Raw genomic sequence first — 26,223 nt, forward strand, 5'->3', positions numbered from 1 at the left:
CTCTCCTCCCCTGCCCGCAGCCGTGCTGCCGCGGGTCCGAACGCGTTCACTGCGCCGTGCACTGGGCCTTGACCTGAGCGGCGGCTACATGAGCGTATGTCTTTCCTTTGCTGGTCCAGTCAAGGCCCGCGTTGGTCAGCCGGAGCGTGAACGTGCCGCCCGGCACGGTGATGGTCGGGGCGTTGACCCACTTGCCCCGGTTTGCCGGTTGGTCGATATGGAAGCCGGCCAGGTGGTCGCCGTTCCACTTGGGGCCCTTGTGCAGCGAGTAGTAGGCGGGCTCACCGCCGACCCGCTGCTTGGAGGAGTCGTCGGGGATGAACAGCGACACCTTGCAACTGGCACTGGAGAAGCCGGTGTTGAAGGTCCAGTAGGAGAACAGGCTGGAGTCGGGGGTCTTCGCGCCCGACATCGGCAGCGCGCGGAACCGGCCGTCACAGCCGTTGCCGGCCGCACCGCCGGAGCCGGTCAGCCAGCCCTCTTTGCCCTGCGAGTACTTGCCGACCTCCTTGTACGTCTGGCCGTTGCCCTGGCCGCACCACGGACCGGCCACCGCGGTATAGGTCTTGGCGACGGCACGGTTGACCGGTCCCACCGCGGTCTTCCCTCCGGAGCCGCCGCCGGAATCCGTCCCCGGCGACGCCTTGGTGCCCGGGGACAAGGGCTTCCCGGCGACATCGCCACCGCCGGCCGGTACCGTACCGCCGTCCTGCGGGGTACCGGGTCCCTCGCCTGCCTGGGCCCCCTTCGCACCGTCGGGCTGCGCCGCACCGGCCCCGCCCGGACCTCCCGGACCACCGGGACCGTCGGAGCCGCCGGCCGGCCCGCCGCCCTGGTCGGCGGTGCTGCCGTTCGGGGCGGCACCCCCGCCCTCCCCCGGCGTGGTCGCACCGGGTACGGGGACGAACCCCGGCCCGCCGCCGTTCTGTTCGGCCGCCAGGAGGGGGTCCCCGGGATGGGCGGGCGAATCGCCGGAGACGCGCTTGCTCAACTCGGCTATGCCGAACGGGGCGGCGACGAGGACGACACCGGCGATCGCGGCGCCCGCGAGCACCCGCGGGGAGAGCTTCCCGGCCCGCGACTGCGCACCCGCGGCGTCCCCTTCGGCACGGGCCCCCGCAGCCGCACCGGCCCTCGCGACACCGGCCGCCCCCGCCGCGCCCGCCGCGGCACGGGTCTTGTGTACGGCGCGCAGGAGACGGCTCTGACGGGCGGGGGTGGCGGCCGGTGCGGGGGTTCCGGTGGCCGGTGCGGGCACCTCGGCGGCCGGTGCCGCTCCGGTCCGGGCGCCGGGTTCCGGGGTGGTCTCCGTCTTGGGGGTGGCGCCGGCTCCGGGGGTGGCGCCGGCTTCCGGGGTGGCGGGCGCGGTCTTTCCGGCTCCGCCGCCCGAGTCCGAGTCCGAGTCCGAGTCCGCGCGTGCGCCCGCTTCCGGCCTCGCTACCGCCACCGCTCCCGCGCCTGCCGCCGCGACCTCCGCGGGGGCCGCGCCCGCGCGCGTCCCGCCACCCGGGTCCTTGTCGTCGCCCGCGCTCTTGCCGTCGCCCCTGGCCGCGGACTCGCCGTCCGTCCCGGGCGTGGTGTCGACGGGCACCAGCGGGGCTCCGGGGCGCAGCACCGTACCGGTCAAACCGTGCGTTGCGGCCTCCGCCGGCGCGGCGCCGCCCGGCTCGGCCGACCCGGCCGGCTTCGCCCGCTCTGCCGGCTTGGGCCCGTCCGGCAGTGCGGCGGCCCGCGCGGCGGCGGTGGGCGCCGGCTGCTCGGACCCGGCAGCTCCGCTCGATGGTGCGGCCTCGGCTGCTTTCGCTGCTGTGTCGCTCATGGCCTGTCCGTTTCGCTCGTGGTGGGCTGGTGCGCGCCCGGCTGGGGACCGCGCGAGGCGTGCGAGGGATTGAGGGCGGCGAACCACGCCTGGGCGTTGTTCGCCGGTACCGGCGGGCCGGTGACCGGCTTCTTGGACGGCGCGCCGGCAGCCGCGTCCGAGGTCGTCGATCCGGAGTTCTCGACGACGTCCGGTGCGGGGGTCTCGACCGCCTCCGGCTCGGAGACATCGATGGTGACCTGGGCGTGATTCTCCACCACGACCGGCGGCTCGACGACGTCGACCGGCTGCTCGGAGAACTCCACCGGGGCCGGAGTCCGAGTCTGGTTCTGGTTCTGGTTCTGGTTCTGAGTGTGGCTCTGGCTCTGAGTCTGGCTCTGGGTCGGAACCGGAGTCGGAGCCGGGGCCGGGGCCGGGGCCGGGAGGTCCACGGGCAGGGTGGTCGCCGGTGGGGTCGGGGTGGGCTCCGTCGTCGTGTGCGGGGTTTCCACGGGCACCGTCGTGGGCTGGGCGGTCTCCGTGACGGCCGTCGTGGGCTGCGGGGTCTCCGTCGTCGTCTGCGGGGTTTCCTCGGCGACCCAGTAATAGAGATTGCCGTCGACGTTCCGGGCGCCGTACGCACCCTTTTCGTCCACCGCCGAGACCTGGAACCGCACCGGCTGCCGCATCAGCACCTGCGGGCCCTTGAGCTTGGCCTTGCCCGGTTCGCTCTCGGTCTTGCCGTGCGGGACGGGGGCCGGGCGCGCGTGACCGCTCGGCGTCGCGGGGGTGCGGGTGACATGGCGGTCGCTGTCCTGGGTCGAGTCCCGGGAGATGTTCATGGTGTTCAACGGGAACGTCAGGCTCGGCTTGTCCGCACCGATGCCGAAGGTGAGGGGACTCACGCCCTTCTTGATGTTGAGCGTGGCGGCGTTGGCGACCTCCTGCTTGAGCCCGCCGGACAGCTCGTCCTCGCCCTCTTCCCGGCGGCCGACCTGCTCCGCCGTGCCGGTCGCGCCGAGCGTGAGCTGGAGGCCGACATCGCCGTCGCCGGCCAGCGGCGGGGTCCGGTAGCCGCCCTCCTCCTGGAGCAGATGGAAGACGGCGGGCAGCGCCTGCGGGCCCATGAGCTGGCGCAGCGCCTGGCGTTGTTCCACCGGCAGCCGGTATTCGTCACGCAGCGGGGAGTTCTGCGGGATGCGCCGGTCCGTCGCGGGCAGGAAGGTCTCCACGACGTGGTGGAGCGAGGTGCCCATGGTCGTGTAGGCCGAGTGGATCCAGGAGCCGAGCCCGCCTTCGGGACCGGGCCGTGGTGTGGTCAGTACCTGTCGGCTGATGTCCAGCAGCTCCGACCCGTGGTCGAACCCCAGCATGTCGTGCCCGCTGCGGAGGGATTCGGCCCATCGGCGTTGCGCTTCGTCGCTCTGGCCGCCATTGTCTTGCGTTTCGTGGTTCTGGCCGCCGGTGTTCGCCGGTTCGTGGTTCTGACCGTCACCGTTCGCCGGTTCATGGTTCTGGCCGCCGCCGTTCAGCGCTTCGTGGTTCTGGTCACCACCGTTCGCCGGTTCATGGTTCTGACCGTCACCGTTCTGCGCTTCGTGGTTCTGACCGCCGTCGTTTGCCGCTTCGTGGTGCAGGGCGTTGTCGGGGGGCGTCGGCCGCACCGTGCCGGAAGCCGGCGTGGGCGTGGGCGTGGGTGTCGTTGTGGCCGTGGTGTCAGATGTGGGAGCGGGCGTGGTGACGTGCTCCTGCGTGCCGCCGGGAGCGGGCGCCGTGGTGGTGCCGGGCGCCGGCACGGGAGCGGTGAGCGACTCGGGAACCCACACGCTGGTCGGGGACGGTGCCACGACCTCTTCGGGTGCCGCCAGCGACGTGTACGTGCCCAACGGTTCCGTACGCTGGGTGACGATCACCTCGAACCGCATATCGCCGGTGAACAGCGCGCTCTTGCCGAAGCCCGAAGTGCTGTGCCCCGTGGTGCTGGTCGTGCTGGACCCGCTGCTGTTGTCGAAGCCCGCCTCGGTGCTGGCCTTCGGATCCCAGCTCACGAAGCCGACATTGGTCCGCGGGTTGAACGCGCCTCGGAAGTTCGCGTCCATACCGCCCATCCACGTCGCGTTCCCGGTGCCCTTGAGCGTCTCCACCGACTCCAGACTGCGGGTGACCGACTGGTCCTCGCGCTTCCCGGTGTCCTGCCAGCCGCCCTGCGGGACCGCGCGAACTCTGACCTCCGTGATGGTGCGGCCGGTCCGCGTCTCGATGACATGCCGATCGGTCAGCCCGACCGTCAGCAGGGAGTCGAAGCCCGCGGAGAGCGCGTCCGGCGAGAACGCCTCCGCGAACGGCAGCGCGTGGGTCGGCACGCCTCCGGTCGGCCGCCCCCCGGTGAGCTGGCGGTGCACCTCCGTCAGGATCTCCTCGGAACCCGGTACCTCGGCCAGGCATCCCGCGGCCACCTTGGCCTCCAGAAGCGGGGCGGTGAGGGGCGACGGCGGAGTCTCCGTGAGGTTCTCGTCCCCCTGGTCAGGCGAATTCTGTGCGACGGGCGGGTTCTGCGGGACGGGCGGGTTCTGCGCGACGGGCGACTCCTGCGACTCGTGTGTCCCGTGTGTCTCATGTGTCTCGTGCGTGACGGTCTGGTCCTGAGTCCCGGCCGACCCCTGCGACTCATGCACAACGGTCTGGTTTTGCGTCCCGGCCGGATTCTCCGTGCCGTGCGGCTCCTGCGCGTCGTGCGCACCCTGCGGGCCCTGCTGTCCCGCTGCGCGCAGATCCGCGTCGGACAGCAGGACGTACACCGTGTGCTCACTCTGCTCGGGCGTGCCGTAGTGCACGGTGCCGTCAGGGCTGGTGACCCTGCCGACCACGGTGCTCTCGGCCCGGACCTCGTACAGGTGCCACGGCCCCTCGCGCTTGATCTTCAGCCCCGCCGACGTCTGCTCCAGATGGGAGTCCGCGAACGCGGCGGTGTGCGAGCCCTTCACCACGAAGCCGCCGCGGAACTGCACGTTCTCGATCGTCATGCCCGTCTGGCTCTCGGGGAAATGCCCGAAGTCGGGGCCCAGACTCCCGCTCAGCGCTTTGCCGCTCTTGCCCACCACGGTGGTGGACGTGGACCCCTTGAGGACCAGTTCGAGGGTGCCTTCGGAGAGCGTGCCGCGATACTGATAGTCGTCGGCGAGGGTGGTGCGCCGGGACACGCCCACGGAATCGCGGTTGCCTCCCGAACCGACGTGCTGGTCCGGCGAGTTGGACCAGCCACCGGAGGATGCGGAGACATCGGAAAGAATCCGCGGGGTGCTGGTCAGCGAGTCCAGCGTCGCCTTCAGGTCCGGGACCCGCGGTTCGCGGGCACCCTCGGTTCCGCCGCCCTCCCGCTGCGACTTGCCCGCCTGTTCGCGGGCGCGGTAGGCGCCGCGGATCGCCCGGTCCACGCCGTCCCGCAGCCCCGCGCCGTCGCTGACGTGCTGGACGAAATGGAACGGCGGCAGCCGCGTGAAATGCGGCGTCGTCGGGGGCTGCATGCCCTGCTCCGGCCGCTGCACCTCCACCGTCGCCCGGCTGTCCGTGATGCTGACCGGCCGCGCCTGCCGCTCTTCCTGCGGCAGGGAGGCGTCGGACTCCAGCACCTCGTTCAGAGTGGGGCCGTCCTTCTCATGAGAACGGGTCAGGACCTGGTAGTTCACCCGGTAGCCGAACGCGTCGGCGGGTCCCTTGTTCTCGAAACTCCGGCTGGTCTCCGTCTCCCGCCCGGAGGCCGTCTGCTGCGTCTTGTTCAGGAACGTCCAGCCGGCGTCGCCCTTGCCGATACTGCGGGTGGTGGACTGGTTGCCCGACGAATCCGGCAGCTGCTGGCGGTAGTTGACGGACAGGGCGAGCGCGTGCTTGCTGCCGTGCGTCACACTGCGGTCCGCCGTGCTCGTCCGGGTCACCGCGTTCTTCGTCTTGGACGTGACGGTGCCCTGGTGCTCACCCTCGGAGAGGTCGGCCTTGATGAGCACCTCGTACTTCTTCGACGACATCAGGGGGAGGTGCGAGGAGTCCAGGGTGAAGTGGAAGGTGCCGTCGAGCAGGCTGTCCGCGCCGCCGCGCAGCGACGAGGCGGATATTTCCTGCCGCAGTTTGCGCAGGTTGTCCATCGCCTGGGGCGTGATAAGAGGTCGGCGCCCGTTCGCGGCGTCGCCTTCGAGGGGCCGGTCACCGGGCCCGTGGCCGAGCGGCGGCAGCAGACCGGGCGCCTGCTGTGCCAGCCGCTCGCGAACGTGCCGCTCCAGCTCCGTCGAGCCGGGGAAGTCGAGATACGCCGTCCGCAGGGCGTGCACCGGGTCACGCAGCTCCGTCTGCTGCGGGACATGCCGTACGTCGTCGGGCTGCGGCGGCGTGATCTCCTCGGGGTAGAGGCGGTAGAGCTCGCCGGTCAGATCGCCGCCCTCGATCTGGATGACGGTGTGCTCGGGTTCGTTCTGTACGGCCGTGTGCTGCGCTTCGGTCTGGCTGGGTGTGTTCTGCGCCGCTGTCTGTACGGCCGTGTGCTGCGTCTCCGTCCGACCGGCCGTGTGCTGCGGTTCAGCCTGGCTGTGCGTGTTCTGCGCCGCTGTCCGGCCGACGGTGTTCTGCGACTCGGACTGACCGTGCGTGTTCTGCGACTCGGACCGACCGGAGGTGTTCCCCGATTCGGGCTGACCAGAGGTGTTCCGCGAATCGGTCTGGACGGAGGTGTTCTCCGATTCGATCTGGATGATCGTGTCCTGCGCGCCTGTCCGGCCGACGGTGTCCTCCGGCCCGACGTGGGTCGTGGTCTCCGGCGGATCGATCTGGAAGGCGACATGGTCCGCGTTGCGCTGCGGCAGCGGACGCATCTCGATGTCATCCGTGCTCGCGTTCACGTTGGCGTTCGTGGTGGCGTTCGGGTCCGTGTTCGGGGCGGGCGTCGTGGTCCTCGTCGTGACCGCGTCCGTGGTGTTGCTCGCGTCCGTCGTCGTGGTCGCGTGCTCATCCGTGTTCTGCGGGTGTGGTGAAGACGCAGGCGGCGGGGGCGTCTCGGTCCCGTTCGTCCGGTGCGGCTCGTTGTGCGCGCCGACCGGGGTGGTGGTCACCGCCCGGAGCCCGTCCCTGTGCGGCGAGAGGGAACCCGTGATCACCTCCGCGCGGAACCGGACGCCCGTACGCACCAGTCGCGAGGACTCCCCGTGCTCCACGTTCCGCTCCACGGTGGACGACAGTTTCGCCGCCGACTTGTACGCGTGCGTCCCGCTGTAGGTGTAGCCGAGGGTGCCGGTGACCCACTTCTGGAGCATCATCTGCACCCGGCCCGCGCCGCCCAGGGAACCGCCCAGCGACCAGGAACTGCCGTTGTTCAGGCTGCCGGAGAGCAGCGACGTCGACTTCGAACCGATCTTGTCCTTGGTCTCGTAGCCGGACTCCACGGTGGTGTGCTCGGGTTCGAGTTTGAGGTTGATCCAGGCGGGGCGGCCGTCGCTCAGCGTGAACTTCGGGGAGAGCAGGCCACTGCCCGCGGCCTGCTCCAGTCCGTCCAGCACGTTCTGCGGGCCGAAGAAGTCATTGATCTTCTGGTGTGCCCTGCTGCCGGGTGGCAACTCGTCGGGCAACTGCCCGAAGACGGCGTCCCGTACGTTGCCGAGCCCGGTCACGTCCAGGGCGTAACCGTTGGGCTGCCGCTGCCCGGCGGTCTGCGGGTTCCAGCCTTCCCAGCCCTGTGAGCGGTTGGCGTTCTGGTCGGTGGAAGCCGTCGAGGGATGGGCCACCTCCGCGGCCACCTGCCCGGTCGGCTGCGGGGTGTCACCGCCGGTGTGCGGAAGCTCGACGCCGTGTTGGTCCAGGACGGAGACCTCGTACCTGAACGTGGACACATACGTGTTCACCTCGCCGCTCGGGGAGGTCTCCCGGCTCGCCTCACGATCGGAGGTCGCCGAGCTCTCCCCGTCGTAGCTCATCGCCCCCGCCTTGACCGATACCGAGGCGAGCACGGTCGCCTCGGTGGAGAGCGGGTGAGCGTAGCTTGAGGACTCGTCGACAGCGGATTTCGTGGTGGTGAAGGTCGTCTTACGGGGCTCGGCGGTGGCCTGCTTGACCTTCGCGCTGGCCGCGGACCCCCCGCTCTCCTTCCGCTCCCGCCAGGTCCACTCACCGGGGTGAGCCTTGATGACCACTTCGTGGACCCGGCCATCGATATGGACCGGGAAGCGCCAGTCGCCGTTCACCATCTTGGGGTGCATCGCACGGAAGTTGGCGGGATCGAACGCGGCGTCCAACTGCCGCGCGGCCAGCGGCTGGGTGCGCCCGTCCCCGAGCAACTGGCCGACCCGCTGCCGCACCGCATCGGGGCCCGGGTCCTCGACTATCTTCGCCCCGGCGAGCGTACGACCGAGGTGCACGGAGTTCGCGCCTACGGGCGGCCCCGTAGTGGCCGGAGCGTCCCCGGGGTCGTCACCGGGGTTGCCGTCCGGGGTGTTGTGGGTGGTTTCGTTGTGGGTGTTGTCAGTCGTGTCGTTGGTGGTCTCGTTGACGGTGTCGCCGGTGGTCTCGTCGGCAGCCTCGTCCTGGTGGTTGTCAGATCCGTCGTCGGACGTCTCGTCCCGATGGTTGTCGGACGCGCCATCGTGGGCGTCATCCGAGACGTGGTCCTGACCGCCCTCCGAGACGTTGTCGGAAACGTTGTCGGAAACGTCATCGCGCACTTCATCACGCGCGTCCTCAGAGACCTTGTCCAAGTTCTCGTCGCGCACTTCATCACGCGCGTCCTCAGAGACCTCCGAGACCTTGTCCGAGACCTTGTCCGAGCCCTTGTCCGAGTTCTCGTCACGACCGCGCTCGGAGGCGGGTGTGCGGGGGCGTGAGCCGGACGGGGAGGGTGGGGGCGAGGCGTTGGACGCCTCCTGATCCGCGTCGTAATCGCTGTCGTGCGCGCCGTGTTCATCCTCGGTGCCGGCGCCGGTTCCGGCGTCCGACGAATGGTCATCGCTGCTGTGGGACGAGTTGTCGTCCGGGGTGGACGGTTCGGCTTCGTCACCCGGTGTTTCCTGGGTGGCCTCCTCGTCCTCATGAAGCGACGTGGAGCCGTTGTCCTCCGCAGGACCGCCGTGCTCCGACGCGGCACCATGCTCCGACGCGGCGTCCTGCTCCGACTCGGCACCCTGATCCGATGTGGAGCCGTGCTCCGACGAGGAACCGTGCTCCGACGCCGCCTCCTGCTCCGGCGCAGTGACGTCCTGCGGCGTCGCTTCCTCGCCGTCCGTATCGGGCTGATGCTCCACGGCGTCGAAGAAATCGTCCTCCGACGAGGAGGGCTGATGCTCCCGGGCGTCGAAGAACTCCCCCTCCGACGTGTCCCGATCGGTGCCCTCATGCTCGTCCTGGTGGTGCGTCCCGCTCGACGGACCGGCGTCCTCGCCGGTCGTCGGACCGGTCACCGGATCGGTGTTCCGGACCTGCGTCGGATCACTCGCCGGACCGTGCGCGGGATCGTTCGCCGGATTGGCGGGGCCGCCCCGGTCGTCCACCTCCACGCCGTGCTCGCGCAGCAGGTCCATGGCCCGGTTCCAGCGGCCGTCCCGGTTCCACTCCTCGTACATGGTGTAGAGGGCGGCCGGGTCCCGGTCTCCCTCCGGCAGATCGCTCAGTACGTGGTCCTCCCGGCGGCCGCGTACGGTCAGGTCGAAGAGCGCCCCGAAGCGCTGCACCACGGAGTGCGTCTCGACCGGGCCGGGCGACGGCTGGAGGATCCTGGCGAGGTGGTTACGGGCGGCATCCGGCAGATCGGCCAGGCGGGGGGCCGGCAGATGGGCCGAGCCGCTGTCCATGATCGATTCGATCGTGGTGAGCTGGTCGTCCCGCACCTGCGCGACGAGGTGATCGGTGCCGCCCGGTCCGGCCGTGCGCGGACCCATGAAGCTGTCGGGGCCGTGCACGGCCGTGGAGTCCGGGTTCCGGCGGAACAGGCTGCGCGGCGCACCCTCGTTGTCCGTCGCGCTCTCGTGGTACTCGTCCACCAGGCCGACCCGGTGCAGCGTCTCGTGGATCCATGTCTCCGGGTCGTCGTCCACCCGCCAGTTGTCCTCGTCCGAGCGGGGCGGCGTCCGCGGATCGGCGGCCGTCCACCGCACGGTGGCGTGCACATCGCGGACGGGGGTCTCCGGGCCCGCTTCCGCCACCCGGATGTGCAGCAGGTCGCCGCCGCCCGGGAGCCGGTATCCGCTGTTGAGGTGCTGGTCGAGGGCCTCGGTGTACGACCGCATACGGGCCGCGGCCTCATCGGGTCCGACACCCGGACCGCGGTCGAAGCGGACCCGCAGGGTGACCTCGCGGACATGGGTCGGACTGTTTTCCTGATGAGGGCCCGGGAGCGGTATGCGCCGCCACTCGAACCGCACCTGCCCGTCGGTCCCGCGCAGCCTGAGGTGGTGGAGTGCCGAGCCGTCGGGCTGACTCAGGAACGTGATGGCGCTGTCCTCGAAGCCCTCGAACCGCGACACCTCCACGCCCGAGGTGTCCGTGGGGCTGCCGACCTGATGGACCGGAGCCTCCGCCCGCAGGTGGGCCCAGGACTCGCTGGGGTCGGGCGAGGGCTGCGGCGCGGCGGGCTGCTGCGTGTCGTCCGGCGCGCCGTGCGCGACGTCGTCCGTGCCGCCCTCGGGGTTGTTGTCCCCCTGGCCACCGGGAGTCTCTGCCGTGTTGTTCGCCGTGTGGTTCGCGTGCGTGTCACCCGTCGCGTCGTGGGTGTCCTCCGACGCGACGTGCTGCGGCTGTCCTTCGGTGTGCGTCGCGGGCGGTGCCTTACGGGGACGTGCGGCGTCCGCGCCCGTACCGGTTGGCGTATCGCCGGTCCCGGACGAGGTGGTGACGGGCTTGGTGTGAGGCGGGCCGGCGGCATGCTCCTGGGATTCACTCTCGTCCGTGATCCACTTCAGCGAGCCCCATCTGTCCCGCGCCGTGCGGTCCACCTGCCACGGTGTGACCGCTCGCGCCACCGGGTGGCCGTGGTCCCGCAGATAGTTGAGCGCCTGCTTGCGGATGTAGCCGGGGCCGGTACGGTCCGCCGCGTCGACGGCGGCGTTCACATATGCCCAGCTGGCCTGGTTCTTCTCCGGGTTCTGGAGATTGTCCAGCAGATGCCCCAGGAACGGGCTGCGCGGCGGCGTGACGATGAACTGGTTGCCCAGCTCCCCCTTCTCGTACATCTCGTCGGCGGCCCGCTGTACATCGTCGTCGCCGAAGTGCTCCTCTCTCCCCCTCTTGAGCACAAAGGCCACGGACCCCTTGTCGCGCAGCTCCGGTCCGAAGAAGGGCGCGGTGGAAGGGCCGTTGGGCATCGTCCACGACTCATTGGGCAGCGTCAGCCTGCCCGGCCCGAGGTCCACGTCCGCGTAGATGCCACCGTGCAGATTGAGGATCTGATAGCGCGCCACATCCGACGCCATCGCGTAGCCCTTTTTCTCCCGGGCGTAGTCGTACATATGGCGCGTATTGCGCTGCGGCGGGGAATTGAAGATGTTCTTGATCTTGCGGATCGTCGAGTTCTTGCCCTTGGCCGGCGGGTCCTCGAAGAGCTTCTCGGTGATCAGGGTCGGCTGCACGTGCGGGGGCAGGCCCGCCAGGAACGCCTTGTTGACCGTGTTGGCGCGCTCGTCCGTCCAGAGCTTGATCTGCCAGTCGCCGTTCTTCGCCAGCGCGGCCCACTCGTGCAGGTTGGCCTGCGCCGCGGGCGAGAGCTCTCCGTTGAGCCAGATGAAGTGCACGGTCTTCGGCACGGGTTCGTGCGTCGCCGCGTCGGCCCCCGGGCCACCGATCGTCAGCCAGTCGGGCTTCGTGGCCGGCTCGACGTAGGGCCGCGGCGGCGACTGGCGCGCCCGCCGGTCGGGCGTGCCGTCGGTGTCGGAGCCCTTGTTGTGGTGTTCGTCAGCGCCGCCGCCCGTGCCGTCCGTGCCATCCGTGATGTGGTGGCCGGTGGCCTGCTCATGGCTGACGGGCTTGTCCACGGATTCCGTACGGGACTTCGCATCGGATTCCGTAGCGGCCTCAGTGTCGGACTCAGTGTCGGACTTGGTGTCGGATTCCGTATCGGGCTTGGTGTCGGAATCCCTGGCGGACTTCGTATCGGACTTCGTATCGGACTTTGCATCGGACTTCGTATCGGACTTCGTACCGGACCTGGTGTCGGGCTTGGTGACGGAATCCGTGGTGCCCGGGTGGGTGCCCGGTTCGGTGCCCGGGTGCGTCTCGTCCGAGGTGGTGCGTTCCGTGGCCGTGTCGTGGTGCGTGGTGCCGTCCTGGCCGGTGGGGTGCGGCCCCGGCGCGGAATCCTGCTTCGCCGCCCCGCCGGCGGCGACCGCTTCCGTCCCCGCCGGGTCGTCCTTCCCCGCTGTCCCCGGTGACTCCGTGGTCTCCGTTGACCCGGTCTTCACCTGCGACGGGGCCGGGGGTTCCGAGCCGGTATCCGAGTCGGTGCGGTGCGTCTCGTCGCCATGGGTGTTGCCGTGCTGCGTAGCGGAGTCCGTGGACGAGGACGTGGAGATCGCCGAGGGCGGCGGCGTGCCCTGCCGGTCGCCGGATTCCCGCTCGGTGTGGTGCGACTCGGTGGACGGAGTGCCGGGGGAATCGGTGGAGCCGGTCTTGACCGTGGAGCCGGGCCTGTCGGTGCCACCGGGTGTGTCCGTGCTGCCGGATCTGCCGGTGCTGCCGCTGGACTTCTCGGTGCTGCCACCGGGCTTGTCGGAGCCGCCGCCGGGCTTGCCCGTCTGCCGCCCGTCCGCCGAGGAGGTGGACGTGGTGGACGGGGTGGAGCCGGTCTTCGAGGTGGCCGAAGAACCACCGGCGCGGTTCTGGCCGCTGTCCGTGGTCTGGCCGCCGGCGGTCTGCTGCCCGGTTCCCGTGGTCGGGAAGGGGGCCGGGGCGGGAGCCGGCTGTCCGTCCTTCCCCGCGGTCGGTTCGTCCTTGCCCGTGCCGTGCGTGTCACGGTCGGCCGAGGTGCCGGGCCCGTCGGAACTCGTGGCTGTGCCGCCGCCGTTCGCCCCGTCGCCGTTGGCCCCGCCGCCGGACTTGTCGGTGCCGTGCGTTTCGCCGCCGTTCGAGCCGGCGCCGTTCGTCCCGTCGTTGCCGGTACCGCCCGCCGGACCGGTGCCGCCCGAACCGGCGCCGGCCTGACCTGCCTTCTCCCCCGATCCCGACCCTGTCCCCGTACCCGTACCCGTGCCCGTCCCGGAGGCGTGCGACCCGGCGCCCCCTCCGTCCCCGGCCCCCCGGAAGTGCCCGACCAGTCCGCTGCCCGCCTCGGTGACGTGATGCGTCACCCGCCCCGCTATCGCGCCGGCGGCACCGCTCCAGGGGTCCACCGTGAACTGGTGCTCATCGCTGAAGATCAGGTTGTAGAGGCCGTCGGAGAGGTACCCGTGGGCGGCGTCGGTGGCGGCCTCGCCGACCCAGTGGCCCACCTTGCCCGCCACGGTCCGGTGGGTGTCGGTCACCGCGTCGAGGACGGTGTCGGGCAGGTCCTTCAGGGAGTTGCGCACCCCGTCGGGCAGCTTCTTGCCCGCGGGGCCGTCCAGCGTCTTCGCCAGCGCTTCCTTGGTCCCCTCGCGGCCCCAGTTGCGGGCGAAGGTGTCGCCGTACTTCTGGCCGAGTTCGCGGGCGGCCCCGGACCCCAGCGTGTCCCCGAAGTTCTTCTCGAAGACGTCGCCAAAGGTCTTCCGGAAACGGTCGGCTGCCTCGTCGCCGAGCGCGTGGCGCGCCCCGCCGAGGGGACGCAGGATGTCGTCGGAGTGCTTGCCCAGCGCTCCGCCCACGTCCTTGCCCAGGGTTTTGGCGAGGCCCGGGGGCACAGTGCCGAGTTCGTCCAGGTGCTTGGTGAGCGTCTTGCCCACCTTGCCGCCGGCCGAACTGCCGAAGACCTTGCCGAACTTGGCGGTGCCGGCGCCCAGCACACCGCCGAGCACACCGTCGAGCAGCGCGCTGAGACCGGCCTGTTTGGTGAGCTCGCTGTCGAAGGAGTCGCGGGTGCCGTTCGCGATCTGGATTCGCTGGATCAGGGCGTCCAGCGACAGCGACACGACCTCGCTGATCACCACACCGGCCAGGATGTGCCCGACCAGCCCCCGGAACACCTTCAGCAGGAACACCTTGGTGAGCATCTGGAAGACGGGGATCTCGGCCCAGCCGTACGGCCCCTGGAGGATTGCCCAGGCGATCTCCAGCAGCATCTGGACGAGCTGCGCGATGCCCATCAGCTTCGCGTACTCGACGTTCGTGGCCGTCACGCGCGCGTAGTGCTCGATATCGCGCGACGCCTTGGCCGCCGCCTCGATGTAGTTGGTCCCGCCGGAGGTGAACTCGGCGAGCGACGCGGAGAAGTCGTCGGCGGCCTTGGCGTCGAAGTCCGTCCGGATGCCGTTGACGGCGTGCATGAGGTAGTCGGGCATGCTGGCGAACCGCCTGGCCACCTGGCCGTGGTGATCGGCCAGGTGGCGCAGTCCGTCCTCGTTGGCCTTCGGGAATTCCGAGCCGGTCAGGGCCAGGCAGAGCCTGCGGAAATCGTCCGACGCCTCGATGCTCATGCTGTCTTTCCTGCGTTCCTCAGCCGTGCGTCCGCAGCCGCCGGACTTCCTCGGTGTTGGCGCTCTCGGTACGGGAGAAGTGGGTGGCCGTCTCCTTGATCTGGTCCGTGGACTGCTCGAAGCCGGTCTCCAGCGCCTCCATCAGGACCGTCAGGTTCCGGTGCCCCGGGAAGTAGACCTCCTCGAACGCCCTCGCCGTCTCGTCGCCGTCCCCCCACGGGGTGCCCAGGCCGCTGAGCCCGCTCTCGTGGTAGGCGCGGATGTCCGCCGTGTACGAGACCAGGTCATCGATGTGTGTGCTTTTCTTGGCCATCCCTTCCGGGTTGGCCGCCAGGTATCCGTCCGTCACCGCGTTTCTCCTCTCTCGTCACCAACTCTTACGGCGTCCGGGCCGGGCTCCGCCGGCCGAGCCCTGGGGGACGCCTCCGTACGGCGTCCCCCGGTCCCTCGATCCGCTGCCCGTCCCCGCTGCCCCGCCGGATTCAGCCGCGCTGTCCCGGCAGCGAACCGTGGGTGAACGCCTCCAGCATCTCGGACAGGTCCCCGCGCCCGCCCAGCGCGTCGCCGATGTCCAGCCCGCCCGGCATCACCGGCTGAAGGAGCTGCGACACCTGCGCGGTGGCCTCGTCCTGCGCCTGCCGGATCGTGTCGAGCAGGGCCGCGGACAGCTCCGCCGCCGCCATGGAGCGGTAACGGGTGCTGTGGAACTTCAGCCCCGTCACCGCGCCTTGTGCGTCAACTGTTGCGCTGACCATACGATCCCGGGACGTGGCCGTCGCGCTGACCTCCGCGAGGGCCTGCTGGGTTCGGTGTGCCTGTTCGCGGGCCTGTTCCAGTTGTGCCATGGCCTCGTCCAGCCGTGCCTGGAAGGGGTTGCTGCTCACGGTAGCCTCCGCCACGTGTGTCTTCGGGGGTCGGGCGGCCCAGCACCATCGGTGCCAGATCCGGGTCCGTGCCCCACACTTCCTCGTCCTCTGACAGCCAGGTGGTGCGCTCGCGCTCCTGGCCTTCCTTGCCGCCGCCACCGCCCCCGCCGCCCATACCGCCCATCGGCGGCATGTACGGCATCTGCGAGCCGGCGCCGCCGCCGCTCGCGCCGGACCCGCCCCCCGTTCCGCCCGCGCCGCCACGCACCAGGTTGCCGTTGCTGTCCAGCGACAGGCCGTCGGTGCCGTCGGACGATCCGCCGGAGCCGGAGGAGTAGCCGGTCCCCGTGGAGGAGGTCTGCGGGCCGTTGTCGCCCGTGTAGTCCTCGGGTTTGTACGGCTCGTAGCGCGAGAGGTCGGTCTGCCCCGGCGGGGCGTGGTTCTCCCGGCTCTGGTTACTGCCCTGGGTGCCGGGCGGCAGCGTCCAGTCGTGGTCCTTGTGGGTGCCGCCGGGACCGGTGAAGTCGTGCAGGTCCGGGGGCTGGTACTGGTTGCGGTGGTCCCAGGAGTTCTTGTTCGACCCGGTACCCGGGCCCGTGCCCGGCGGCGTCTGGCCCGGAGGTCTGAACGGCGGGGGCACGAAGGGCGGTGGCAGATGGTTCTTGTCCTGGCCGTTGTTGCCCGGCCCCTGCCCGTTGTTGCCCGTGCCCTTCTTGTCCGGGGGCGTCTGGCCGGGCGGGAGGTCGTTGGGGTTGAACGGCGGCGGCTTCTTCAGGTTGGGCCCGTCGGGGCCCTTGCCGTCCGGACCCTTGCCATCGGGGCCCTTGCCGTCGGCGCCCTTGCCGTCCGTCTTGGTCTGGCCGGGCGGCGGGAAGCCGGTCGGCGGGGGACCGTCGCCCTTCGACCCGGGCGGCGGCGGGCCGTCTCCCCCGGTGCCGCCGGGCGGACTGTCGGTGTCGGTCTTGCCGCCGGGCGGGCCGTCGGTGTCGGTCTTGCCGCCGGGACCGTCCTTGTCGTCGGTGCCGCCCGGACCGTCCTTGTCGCCCCCCGTGTCGCCCCCGGGGCCGGTCGGCGGCGGGGTGGTGACGGTGTATCCGCCGCTCGCCAGGGCCTCCTGGATGCTCTGCGGCAGCGGCTTGAGCCCCAGCGCGGAGGTGCGGTACGCCGTGTTCAGAGCCGTGACGATCGCCGGCACCTGGCTGTCGAGCTTGTCGGCGACGGTCTTCGCCCAGATGGCCTTGGCCTTGGCCTCGACCGTGTCCCAGGTGGCCTGCCGGTCGACGTAGCCGACCTCGCCGTCGGCGCCGTGGATGAGCTTGCCGACCCGGTCCTTCTCGGCGGAGACCTGGTCCACGGTCAGGTCCTTGATGTACGCCTCGATGGCCCCGGCGGGCGAGAACGTGGGGTCCTGCTGCCAGCTGTCGTAGGCGCTCCACATGGAGGTGAGGGCGGTCCGCAGCCCCGTCTCGGCCTGCTCCAGCTCGTACAGATAGCCGCTCTTGGACGTGCCCGTCGCATCGCCGGTGAAGCTCAGGATGTCCTTGTACGCGTTGGAGAGCTTCCCCAGGATCCCGGCGAACGCGCCGGCGGCCGAGCCCTCCCAGCCCTGGGACGGCTCACCGAGGTCCTTCTGCCACTTCTCCAGCTCCGGCTGCCAGGTGTGGAAGAAGTTGATGGCGGCCGTCAGCTGCTTCCTGGCTTCGGCGAAGCTGGGCAGGCTGGTGGTGTTGGTGCCGGCCCCGCCCAGGGCGCTCAGCAGATGGGAGCTGCCCATGTTGAAGTTCGGCCAGGGGCCGCCTTCGCGGTCGAGGTTGTTCTCGCCGTCGGCCAGGCCGATTCCCGCCTGCCGCTGGAGCGTGAAGAACTTGCCGTCGGAGTACTTCCAGGTCTTCATCGCGGACCAGGGGAACGCCGCCCAGTAGTTCCAGTACGCACGCGTCCAGCGCGGCGCCGTCACCTCCTCCGGACTGGGGACCGTGACGAGCAGCCCACTGGCGCCCTTCTGCCCCGAGTTGGCGAAGACAGCCATCAGCTCGTGCCAGCGAGTGGGGTCTGCCACCCTCGTTCTCCTTCTCCCGCGGATCGGATCCGCAGGTCCGCCGCGCTGCGGACCGTGCGTTGACCGGCGAATCGGTCAGTGGCCGGGAAGCCGGCCGGTGACCGACGGATCGGTCCGGTGTGTCACGTCGTGCTAGCTCGGCGGCTCGGTGGTGGGGGGCGGGGTCGTGCCCGGCGGGGTCGTGCTGGGCGGAGGGGTCGTCGCGGGGGGCGGGGTGGTCGGCTGGAGGGCGCCGCCGATGAGCTTCCTGAGCTGCTCGACCGAGAGCTGGGCGGTGGAGTCCTCCATCTCGGTCATCGACGTGCTGGTGTCCCGGAGCATGATGACCATCTTGTTGAAGAGGTTGTAGGCGGTGTCCAGCTGTTCCTTGACCGAGGTGTCGACCGCCAGCAGCGACTTCTGAAGCTCCACGGCGGCCCCGAAGGTCGGCCCACCGGGCAGCAGTTTGCCGTATTCCTCCTGGAATCCCACGAGGTCGTACAGCGCGGCGTTCGCGTCCGTTTGCAACCCGTTCAAATACTTGGGCGAATCGCGGTAGTTCTGAAGCGTCTGCTTCGTGAACGTCGTCTTGTCGTTGCTCGCCATGGTGTCTGCCTCCACAAACCTGGGACGAGAGCGGAACGTTGTCCGCCGCAGGGGCTACGGTGCGGGCGGGCGGTGGTCCCGCCCGCACCGCCGTGACCGGGGTCAGGCGCGCAGCGACTCCCAGCGGTTGCCCTCGCGGGTGTCGGTGGTCTTGTAGCCGTCCCGGATGTCGCCGAGGACCTGGTGGCCGGCGGTGAGCGTGGTCCGCATCTCCTCGACCTTGGCCAGCCACTCACGGTGTTTGGCCTCGTACGCCTGGGCGGTCACACCGTCCAGCTCGGTGAGCACCACCTTGACTTTGTCGTGCAGGTCGTCGATGGCCGTCTGGATGGCGTTGGTCTGCTGGATCATGTAGTCCCGCGCCTGCTCGACAACTCCGTACTGAACGCTGAAGTTGGTCATCTGCTCCTGCTCCCTCGGATCGGGTCGTTACGCGTGGGGCGCCCGGGAGGTCCGGTGCGCCCGTTCAGCCGGGCGGTGCCGGTCAGCGGTTCACCCGCTGGGTCCACTGGGCCTTGATGACCGCTTCTTCCTCGTTCGCCGTGAACTCGTGCCGGGTGCCGCCGAGCTGCACGCCCATCTCGTCCATGCTCTGGCCCAGCGCCTTCAGCTGCACGAGCCACTCGGAGACCGAGGCGCCGAAGCCGGTCGACGCGTCGCCGGTCCAGCCGCCGCTGAGGGTCTGCTTGCTGTTCTCGACCTCGGTGTAGATCTTCCGGCACGAGGCTTCCGCCTCGCTGATGGCATCCCTGCCGACGTTCATCGCGTGTTCGGTACTGCGCATCCGCTCAACCATGACGCTCACACCCTTGACTCGTATCGGATCTCCTGCCGGACGCCGGGAGAGGTGCTCCCGCCGTCCGGGTCTGTGGTGCGGCCCCGCGTGGGCCGGGTCCGCCGGTTCGTGCCCGCGCTCATCCGGACGCCCCGCCCTTCTGCACGCCCTTGCCGGCCGCCGCGGCGTTCGCGCACCCCGGGTCCGGCTTGGCTGCCGGGCCCGCGTCCGCCGGCCGGGCCGCCCGCGCCGGATCGAGGACCGGTCCCGTCGGCAGCAGCCGCAGCAGCGCGGACGGCAGCCGTACGGGCTCGACCCCGTCGTAGGAGAGCCGCTTGGCCGCATCGGCGGAGGCCAGCGGGTACTTGATGCCTTCGCCGGTGACCAGGTAGCGGGTCCCGGAGCCCGCGCCGGAGGGCAGCGGTTCGGCCAGGACGCCGAAGCCGGGGCGCGCGCCGATGAGTTCGGGGGCCGGGCAGCCGGCCGTGACGCCGTCGCGTTCGGCGGCCGGCTGGCCGACCGCGTACCGCACCGGCACCTGCGTGAGCTGCTGGTCGGGCGTACCGCCCTGCGGGGTGACCCGCAGACAGGGGACCGTGCCCGCCTGGCGCGTCACGTCCTTCGGCGGGGTGGCGGGCAGGCCGGCGGCCGGTCCGGCGCCGTCCTTGGGCGCGAGGTGCGCCCTGGCCTCGTCGGGGCCCAGCACGGTGGCGACCGCTTCCTTGCCGCCGTAGGCGTCCTTGGCGGTACGCGGGTCGCCGTGCAGCAGCTGGGCGCCGGTGACGGTGAGCGGGTGGAGCCCGTCGCGGCCCAGCAGGTAGTGCTGGTCGGGGCTGCCGGGGGTGCGGACGTCGAAGAGCTGGCCCACCCGGCGCTTCTCGCCGGCGAGTTGCGGGCCCGTCTCGCCGCGCCCCTCGACCTCCTGCGGTGCGAGATCGGGCCCGGCGGGGACGGCGGCGAGGAACGCGCTGCCCACCCGTACGGGGTCGGCGGTGCCGTAGCCGAGGGACTGCAACGCGCCGTGGGCGGAGTCCAGCCGCAGCCGCTTGCCCTGCCACAGCAGATAGGTGACGCCGTCCGGGCCGGTCGCCGGCAGCGCCTGGTCGCTCCGGAGCGCCGGGGCGGTGCTGGCGGCGGCGGCCACCCCGACGGTGGTGGTGGATTCGGTGGAACCGTCGGCGGCCGTACGGGAGGTGGCGCACACCTGCCAGGCGTGGTCGGAGAACTGGGCCGCGTCGGGCAGGGAGTCGGGGGCGCCGGGAATGCCGATGGGCGCGCCGCGCGGCACATCGGCCAGGGACGCGCGGCCCACGCTCAGCATCTCGCCCTGGCCGCCGGTCACCAGTTTGCCGGAGGCGTAGTTGACGACCGGGCGCAGCACCCCGTCGCCGAAGACGTAACGGGCCCCGGTCTCCTTCTCCATGATGAGGGTGCCGGGTTTGCGCCAGGCGGTGGACTCCCCCGGGGAGATCAGCCCGAAGAGCAGGAAGCCCACGCAGAGCAGCACGCCGATGATCAGGCCCGTCGTCGCGCCGCGCCGGGTGCGGCTCATGGGCGGGTCCAGGGCGTCCGGGTCGGCCGCCAGCATGCCCGTGGTCAGCCGCCCGACCACGAACGTATAAGCCTGGACCTGGTCCCGCCTGGACTGCATCCCTCTCCCCACCCCTGCCCGTCAGCTGACGGATTGTGCGTATTCCGACGGGTTGTGTGTCTTCGTGGTTCGGCCGTGTGCCGTGCTCGCCCGGCCGTGTCGTGGTGGTGCGGCCCTCCCGCGCGCCGTTCGGTCCCCGTCCCGGTTCCGGGGCCGGTTACGGCGGCGGGTGCGGCATCGCCGTCTCAGCTCCACAGCCCGCGCAGTGCCGACAGCACTCCGAGGTCGACGAGGACCAGGGGGAGCAGCGCCGCGGCGGCGAGCGAGTGCAGCAGGTCGGCGGCGCGGCCCCAGTACGGGATCAGGCGGCGTCCGGGGATGCTCCAGGCGGCGCCGACGAGGGCGGCCCCGGCGACCAGGGAGACCGCGAGGACCGTGCAGCGGGCGGCGGTACCGCCCTCCCAGATCCCCGCCAGCATCAGCAGTACCCCGCCGTACACGCCCGGCAGGACCGCGGAGAGCCGCTGCCAGGCGCCGTTCATCGCCCGGCCGTGCAGGACGAGCAGCAGGCTCAGGACGCCGCCGAGGGTGAAGGGCGGCCAGCCGCTGCCGGTCGACAGGGCCGTCAGACTGGCGGCGCACACCGCGCCGGTCCCGGCGTAGAGCCCGGTCATGTAGCGGTCCGCGATGGCGGTGCGGTCCAGCACGTCGCGGGAGGAGAGCGGTTCGATGCCCTCCTGGAGCTGTTCGGCGTTGGTGGGCAGCGGCGGCAGCCGCAGGCCCGCGAGCCGGAAGGAGAGCATGGGGACGAACGCGCCGAGGAGTACGGCGAGGACGGCCACCGGGCCGGCCGCCGCGGCCAGGGTGAGCCCCGCGGTCAGGCCGAGCACCCCGGTCAGCGCGCCCAGCAGGCTCACCAGGAGGAGGGCGCAGAACAGCGGGGCCGCCGCGGCGACGGTGGCGACGGCGAGCACGGCGCCGCCGGCCGCCGCGGCCGAGGCGGCCAGCAGCCGGGCGCCGATCAGTTCGGGCCCCTCCGGCCCGGTCGGCAACAGCCAGCCCGCCAGAGCCAGGTAGGGGATGACGGCGACGCCCAGGACCGTGCCCGCCGCGCTGTCGCCGACGGCACGGGAGGCCGCGGCGGCGCCGAGGAGCAGCAGGACGGCGGTGCCCGCGGCGGCCGCCGTCTGGAGGAGCGGGGCGTGTGCGGAGGCGAGGGCGGCGAAGCCCGCGGCGAGTACGGCGCCGGCGACGCCGAGCAGGAGACGGCGGGTCAGTTCGGGGCGCCACAGGTCGGCGCGCTCGCGCATGCCGACGGCCACACCGTCGACCAGATCGTCGAAGTGCACGGGTGGCAGTTGTTCGCGGCGCGGCCGCAGATAGAGCGTCTCGCCGTCGCGCAGGCCCAGTTCCGCCGGGGTCGCGTCCTCGTCGAGGGCATCGGCGCCGAGCCGCTGCACGACCCAGCCGCCGTGTTCCAGACCGCTCTCGTCGAGATCGGCTCCCTCGGGAGCCGCGTAGTGCACGAGCGAGGGCATCAGTTCGGCGAGCGGCACATCGGCCGGTACGGCTATCTCAAAGGTGCGTTCTGGCGCCTTGACGACGAGCCTGCTCAGTTCGGCAGTGATGGTGTTGCTCACGCGGTGGTCACACTCCGGGTGATCCGCGATGCGCGGACCATGAAACGGGTGGGGCTGGAGAGAAAGTATCAGAGTTGGTTATGTTTGTTTACCAATCTTGTCGAGCAATGGGCGCATGCGATCACAATCGCAAAACTGCGTAAGCTCACGGCACTTGACCAGGCATGACATCATCCGGTGCGACGGCTGTCGGCCCGCCCCTATCGGCCTGCCCCGGCGCCGCCGCGGTCCGGCCACCGACCGAGAGGACTGGCGCGTTGAGCCTGCTTCTGTTCCGCCGCCCACCCCGCCGTCCGGGCCCGGAGCCGGCGGGCGGCGAGCTCGAACTGCAAGAGCCGCCGACGCTCCCGGAACGCACCGGCAGCGCCGCCGCGCTCCTGACGTACCTGCCCATGGCCATCGCCTCCAGCGGCATGGTGCTGATGGTCCTGCGCCCCGGTGGCGGCAGCAACGTCTTCATGTACCTCGTCGGCGGCATGATGCTGCTGAGTTCGGCCGCGATGCTCGTCGGCCAGCTGGTGCGCGGCGCCGGCGAACGCAAGGCCCGCCTCAGCGGTGACCGCCGCGACTATCTGCGCTACCTCAGCCAGAACCGGCGGCGCGTGCGGGAGGTGGTGGTCCGCCAACGGGACGCGCACGCCTGGCGCAACCCCGATCCGGCCGCCCTGTGGTCGGTGGTCCGCACCTCCCGGCTGTGGGAGCGGCGGGCCGCGCACGGCGACTTCGCCGAGGTACGCCTGGCGGTCGGCGAACAGCGGCTGGCGATGCGGCTGGCCCCCGTACAGACCAAGCCGGTCGAGGACCTCGAACCGCTCTCCGCGCACGCCCTGCGCCGCTTCATCCGCGCCTACACCTCCGTCGCCGACCAGCCCATCGCCATCCACCTGCGGGGCTACGCGCTGGTCCAGCTGCGCGGCGACGCCGACGCCGGGCGGGCCATGGTGCGCGCCCTGCTGGGCCAGCTCGCCGTCTTCCACGCCGCCGAGGAACTGCACGTCGCGCTGTGCGTCGGCGATCCGCAGCGGCCGCTGTGGGAGTGGACCAAGTGGCTGCCGCACGCGCAGCACCCCACCCAGCAGGACGGCGCGGGCCAGCGGCGGCTGATCGCGGACAGCGCGACGGAGCTGGAGGAGCTGCTGGGCGAGGAGTTCGGCGAGCGCACCCGCTTCGACCCGCAGGCGGCCCCCTCCAAGGACGAACCGTTCACCGTCATCGTGCTGGACGGACCGGACATTCACGCCAATTCGCGGCTGGGCGGCGGCGGTTTCCGCAACTGCGTCGTCATCGACGTCAGCGGCGCGCTCCCCTGGGAGCCGGGCCCGCACGCCCTGGGCCTCGATGTCGCACCCGGTCTGCTCCAGGTCGTCGGCCAGGACCGCAACGGCCGTGAGCAGCTCACCGAGCTGGGCCGCCCGGACGGGCTGAGCGTGCTGCGCGCCGGTCCGCTGGCCCGGCTGATCGCCCCGTACCGGATGAGCGTGACCAGTGAGATCACCGAGCCGCTGACCACCGACTTCGAACTCACCACCCTGCTGGGCGTCACCGACCTGCGCGCCCACGAGCTGCCCCGCCTGTGGGAGCACCGCGGCCCCGGCGAGCGCGACCGGCTGCGGGTGCCGATCGGTATCGCCGCCGACGGTTCGCCCGTGGAACTGGACATCAAGGAGTCCGCGCAGAACGGTATGGGCCCGCACGGCATGCTCATCGGCGCCACCGGCTCCGGCAAGAGCGAGCTGCTGCGCACCCTGGTGGCCGCGCTGGCGCTCACCCACTCCTCCGAGGTGCTCAACCTCGTCCTGGTCGACTTCAAGGGCGGCGCCACCTTCCTGGGCATGGAGCAGCTGCCGCACACCTCCGCCGTCATCACCAACCTCGCCGACGAGGCCGCGCTGGTGACCCGTATGCAGGACGCTCTGCACGGCGAACTGATCCGCCGTCAGGAACTGCTGCGCAGCGCCGGCAACTTCAGCTCCGTACTCGACTACGAGAAGGCCCGGACGGCCGGCGCCGCGCTGGCACCGCTGCCGTCCCTGTTCGTCGTCGTCGACGAGTTCAGCGAACTGCTCGCCGCGCACCGCGACTTCATGGACCTGTTCGTGATGATCGGGCGGCTGGGCCGCAGCCTGGGCGTCCATCTGCTGCTGGCCTCCCAGCGCCTGGACGAGGGCCGGGTGCACCAGCTGGAATCGCATCTGTCCTACCGCATCGGCCTGCGGACGTTCTCCGCGATGGAGAGCCGCGGCGTACTCGGTGTCCCCGACGCCCACCAGCTGCCGTCCGCCCCCGGCAACGGCTACCTCAAGAGCGACCAGGCCACGCTCACCCGCTTCAAGGCCGCGTACGTCTCCGGCGCCTACCGGGCCAAACGCCGCACCCCCCAGGCGGCGACCGGCACCGGCGCCGTGGTGCCCTACCGCTCCGGTTACGTACCGCCCGCCCACCCCGTCGTGCCCGATCTCCCGCAGCCCGCGGAGGAGGAGACCGAGTCGGCGAGCCTGCTCCAGGTCGCCATCGAGCGGCTGCACGAGGCGGGCCCCGAGGCCCACCGCATCTGGCTGCCCCCGCTGGGCACCCCGCCGTCGCTGGACGAACTCCTCCCGCCCGGCACCGCCCGGCTCGACGGGTACGGCACCGCCCGCGGCGGCCTGAAGGTGCCCGTCGGCGTCATCGACCGCCCCTTCGACCAGCGTCGCGACCCGCTGCTGGCCGACCTCGCCGGCGCCGGCGGCCATGTGGGCATCGCGGGCGGTCCGCAGAGCGGCAAGAGCACCCTGCTGCGCAGCCTGATCACCGCCCTGGCCCTCACCCACACCCCACGCGAAGTGCAGTTCTACTGCCTGGACTTCGGCGGCGGCACGCTGACCTCGCTGACCGACCTGCCGCACGTCGGCTCGGTCACCGGACGGCTGCACCCCGAGCGGCTGGCCCGTACCATCGGCGAGATCACCTCACTGCTCGCCCGCCGGGAACTGGCCTTCGCCGAGCAGGGCGTGGACTCCATGGCCGACTACCGCACCCGGCGCGCGGCGGGCGAGTTCGCCGATGAGCCCTTCGGGGACGCCTTCCTCGTCATCGACGGCTGGTCCACGCTGCGCGAGGACTTCTACGACCTCGCCCAGACCGTCGTCCAGCTGGCCGCCCGCGGCCTCAACTACGGCATCCACCTCATCGTGGCGTCCCCGCGCTGGGCCGAGATGCAGCCGGCACTGCGCGACCAGATCGGCACCAAGTTCGAACTGCGCCTGGGCGACCCGGTCGACTCCCTCATCGGCATGCGCAAGGCACAGGAAGTGCCGCGCGTCGCGGGCCGCGGTCTGTCCGAGGACTCCTACCACTTCCTGACCGCGCTCCCCCGCATGGACGGGAGCGGCGCGGTCGCCGACCTGTCCGACGCCACCAAGGCCCTGGTCGCCGCCGTCCGCGAGGCGTGGGACGGGCCGGGCGCCCCGGCCGTGCGGATGCTCCCCGTCTCCTTCCCCGCCGCGGAGCTGCCCGCCGCCGAGGGGCGCCGGGTCCCGCTCGGTGTCGAGGAGAACGAACTCGCCCCCTTCTGGCACGACTTCGACGCGTCACCGCACCTGCTGGTCATCGGCGACACGGAGAGCGGCAAGACCAACCTGCTGCGGCACATCGCCCGCTCGATCGTCGGTACGCACACCAGCGAGGAGGCGCTGATCGCCATGGTCGACGTCCGCCGCGAGCTGTACGACGCGGTCCCCGAGGAGTACCGCCTGGGCTACGCGGTCTCCGCGGACGCCACCCGCGAGATGATGCTGGCCGCCGCCGGGGCGATGGAGCCGCGGATACCGGGCCCCGAGATCACCCCGGAACGCCTGCGCAAGCGCGACTGGTGGGACGGCCCCCAGGTCTTCCTCCTGGTCGACGACTACGACCTGGTCTCCGGCGGCGGCTACGGAGCCGAGAGCCCCTTCGGCCCGGTGCTCGAACTCCTCAGCCAGGGCGCCGAGCTGGGCCTGCACCTGATCGTCTCCCGGTCGTCCTCCGGCGTCGGCCGCGCCCTGGGCGATCCGCTGCTGCGCCGCCTGGTGGAGGCGAACACCCCCAGCGTCGTGTTCTCCTGCCCGCCCTCCGAGGGCCTGCTCCTCGGCAACGTCAAGCCCCGCGAGTACCCGCCGGGCCGCGCCCTGTGGGTCGCCCGCAGGCGCCAGATCCAGGTCCAGACGGCGCAGCTGGCCGAGGACGACTGAGGGGTGGCACGCGGCCTGAGGGCTGTCCCGTCATACCTGGTGGATCAGCGCGCGGCGTCAGATGCGGTGCATCGCACGGCGGAGGAGCGTCCGCATACTGGGTGTATGTGGACGTTCCGACAACACGGCGAGGCG

Annotated in this window: 11 protein-coding genes; 1 reads left to right on the plus strand and 10 read right to left on the minus strand. The window is 71.3% G+C overall.

Features of this window, described 5'->3' with window-relative positions:
• Positions 1-46: 46 nt before the first annotated feature.
• From ACLJWH_RS14430 to eccD, 10 genes are all read right to left on the minus strand, one after another.
• A complete protein-coding gene (locus ACLJWH_RS14430; protein ID WP_411142063.1) occupies positions 47-1,819 on the minus strand; it encodes a hypothetical protein in 1,773 nt (590 codons plus the stop codon).
• On the minus strand, positions 1,816-14,364 hold the full coding sequence (locus ACLJWH_RS14435) for a glycosyltransferase (protein WP_411142064.1): 12,549 nt from the start codon (positions 14,362-14,364) through the stop codon (positions 1,816-1,818). The genes ACLJWH_RS14430 and ACLJWH_RS14435 overlap by 4 nt, the downstream gene beginning before the upstream one ends.
• Before the next feature lie 19 nt (positions 14,365-14,383).
• A complete protein-coding gene (locus ACLJWH_RS14440) occupies positions 14,384-14,713 on the minus strand; it encodes a hypothetical protein (RefSeq protein WP_411142065.1) in 330 nt (109 codons plus the stop codon).
• 133 nt (positions 14,714-14,846) lie between these two features.
• The gene (locus ACLJWH_RS14445) at positions 14,847-15,209 is read right to left on the minus strand and encodes a YbaB/EbfC family nucleoid-associated protein (protein WP_411142066.1); all 363 of its coding nucleotides are present in this window, start codon (positions 15,207-15,209) and stop codon (positions 14,847-14,849) included.
• Positions 15,100-17,289, minus strand: coding sequence for a hypothetical protein (locus ACLJWH_RS14450; RefSeq protein ID WP_411142067.1), 2,190 nt, complete (start codon positions 17,287-17,289; stop codon positions 15,100-15,102). Before ACLJWH_RS14450 ends, ACLJWH_RS14445 begins: the two co-directional genes overlap by 110 nt.
• A 132-nt stretch (positions 17,290-17,421) precedes the next feature.
• Positions 17,422-17,874: a hypothetical protein gene (locus ACLJWH_RS14455; RefSeq protein WP_411142068.1), complete on the minus strand. Its 453-nt coding sequence runs from the start codon at positions 17,872-17,874 to the stop codon at positions 17,422-17,424.
• A gap of 102 nt (positions 17,875-17,976) precedes the next feature.
• The gene (locus ACLJWH_RS14460; RefSeq protein WP_411142069.1) at positions 17,977-18,276 is read right to left on the minus strand and encodes a WXG100 family type VII secretion target; all 300 of its coding nucleotides are present in this window, start codon (positions 18,274-18,276) and stop codon (positions 17,977-17,979) included.
• An 82-nt stretch (positions 18,277-18,358) separates the two neighbouring features.
• The gene (locus ACLJWH_RS14465; protein WP_411142070.1) at positions 18,359-18,658 is read right to left on the minus strand and encodes a WXG100 family type VII secretion target; all 300 of its coding nucleotides are present in this window, start codon (positions 18,656-18,658) and stop codon (positions 18,359-18,361) included.
• 130 nt (positions 18,659-18,788) lie between these two features.
• Positions 18,789-20,300, minus strand: a complete 1,512-nt coding sequence (gene eccB, locus ACLJWH_RS14470) for a type VII secretion protein EccB (RefSeq protein WP_411142071.1) — start codon at positions 20,298-20,300, stop codon at positions 18,789-18,791.
• Positions 20,301-20,485: 185 nt separating this feature from the next.
• Positions 20,486-21,880 carry a type VII secretion integral membrane protein EccD gene (gene eccD, locus ACLJWH_RS14475; protein WP_411142072.1) on the minus strand — a complete coding sequence of 465 codons (1,395 nt, stop codon included), beginning with the start codon at positions 21,878-21,880 and terminating at the stop codon, positions 20,486-20,488.
• A 257-nt stretch (positions 21,881-22,137) separates the two neighbouring features.
• On the opposite strand from eccD, the gene eccCa reads away from it, so the two are divergent.
• Positions 22,138-26,088, plus strand: coding sequence for a type VII secretion protein EccCa (eccCa, locus tag ACLJWH_RS14480; protein ID WP_411142073.1), 3,951 nt, complete (start codon positions 22,138-22,140; stop codon positions 26,086-26,088).
• Positions 26,089-26,223: the final 135 nt, after the last annotated feature.

The organism is Streptomyces sp. x-80 (assembly GCF_046549095.1).
In the GTDB taxonomy this organism is placed as follows: domain Bacteria; phylum Actinomycetota; class Actinomycetes; order Streptomycetales; family Streptomycetaceae; genus Streptomyces; species Streptomyces celluloflavus.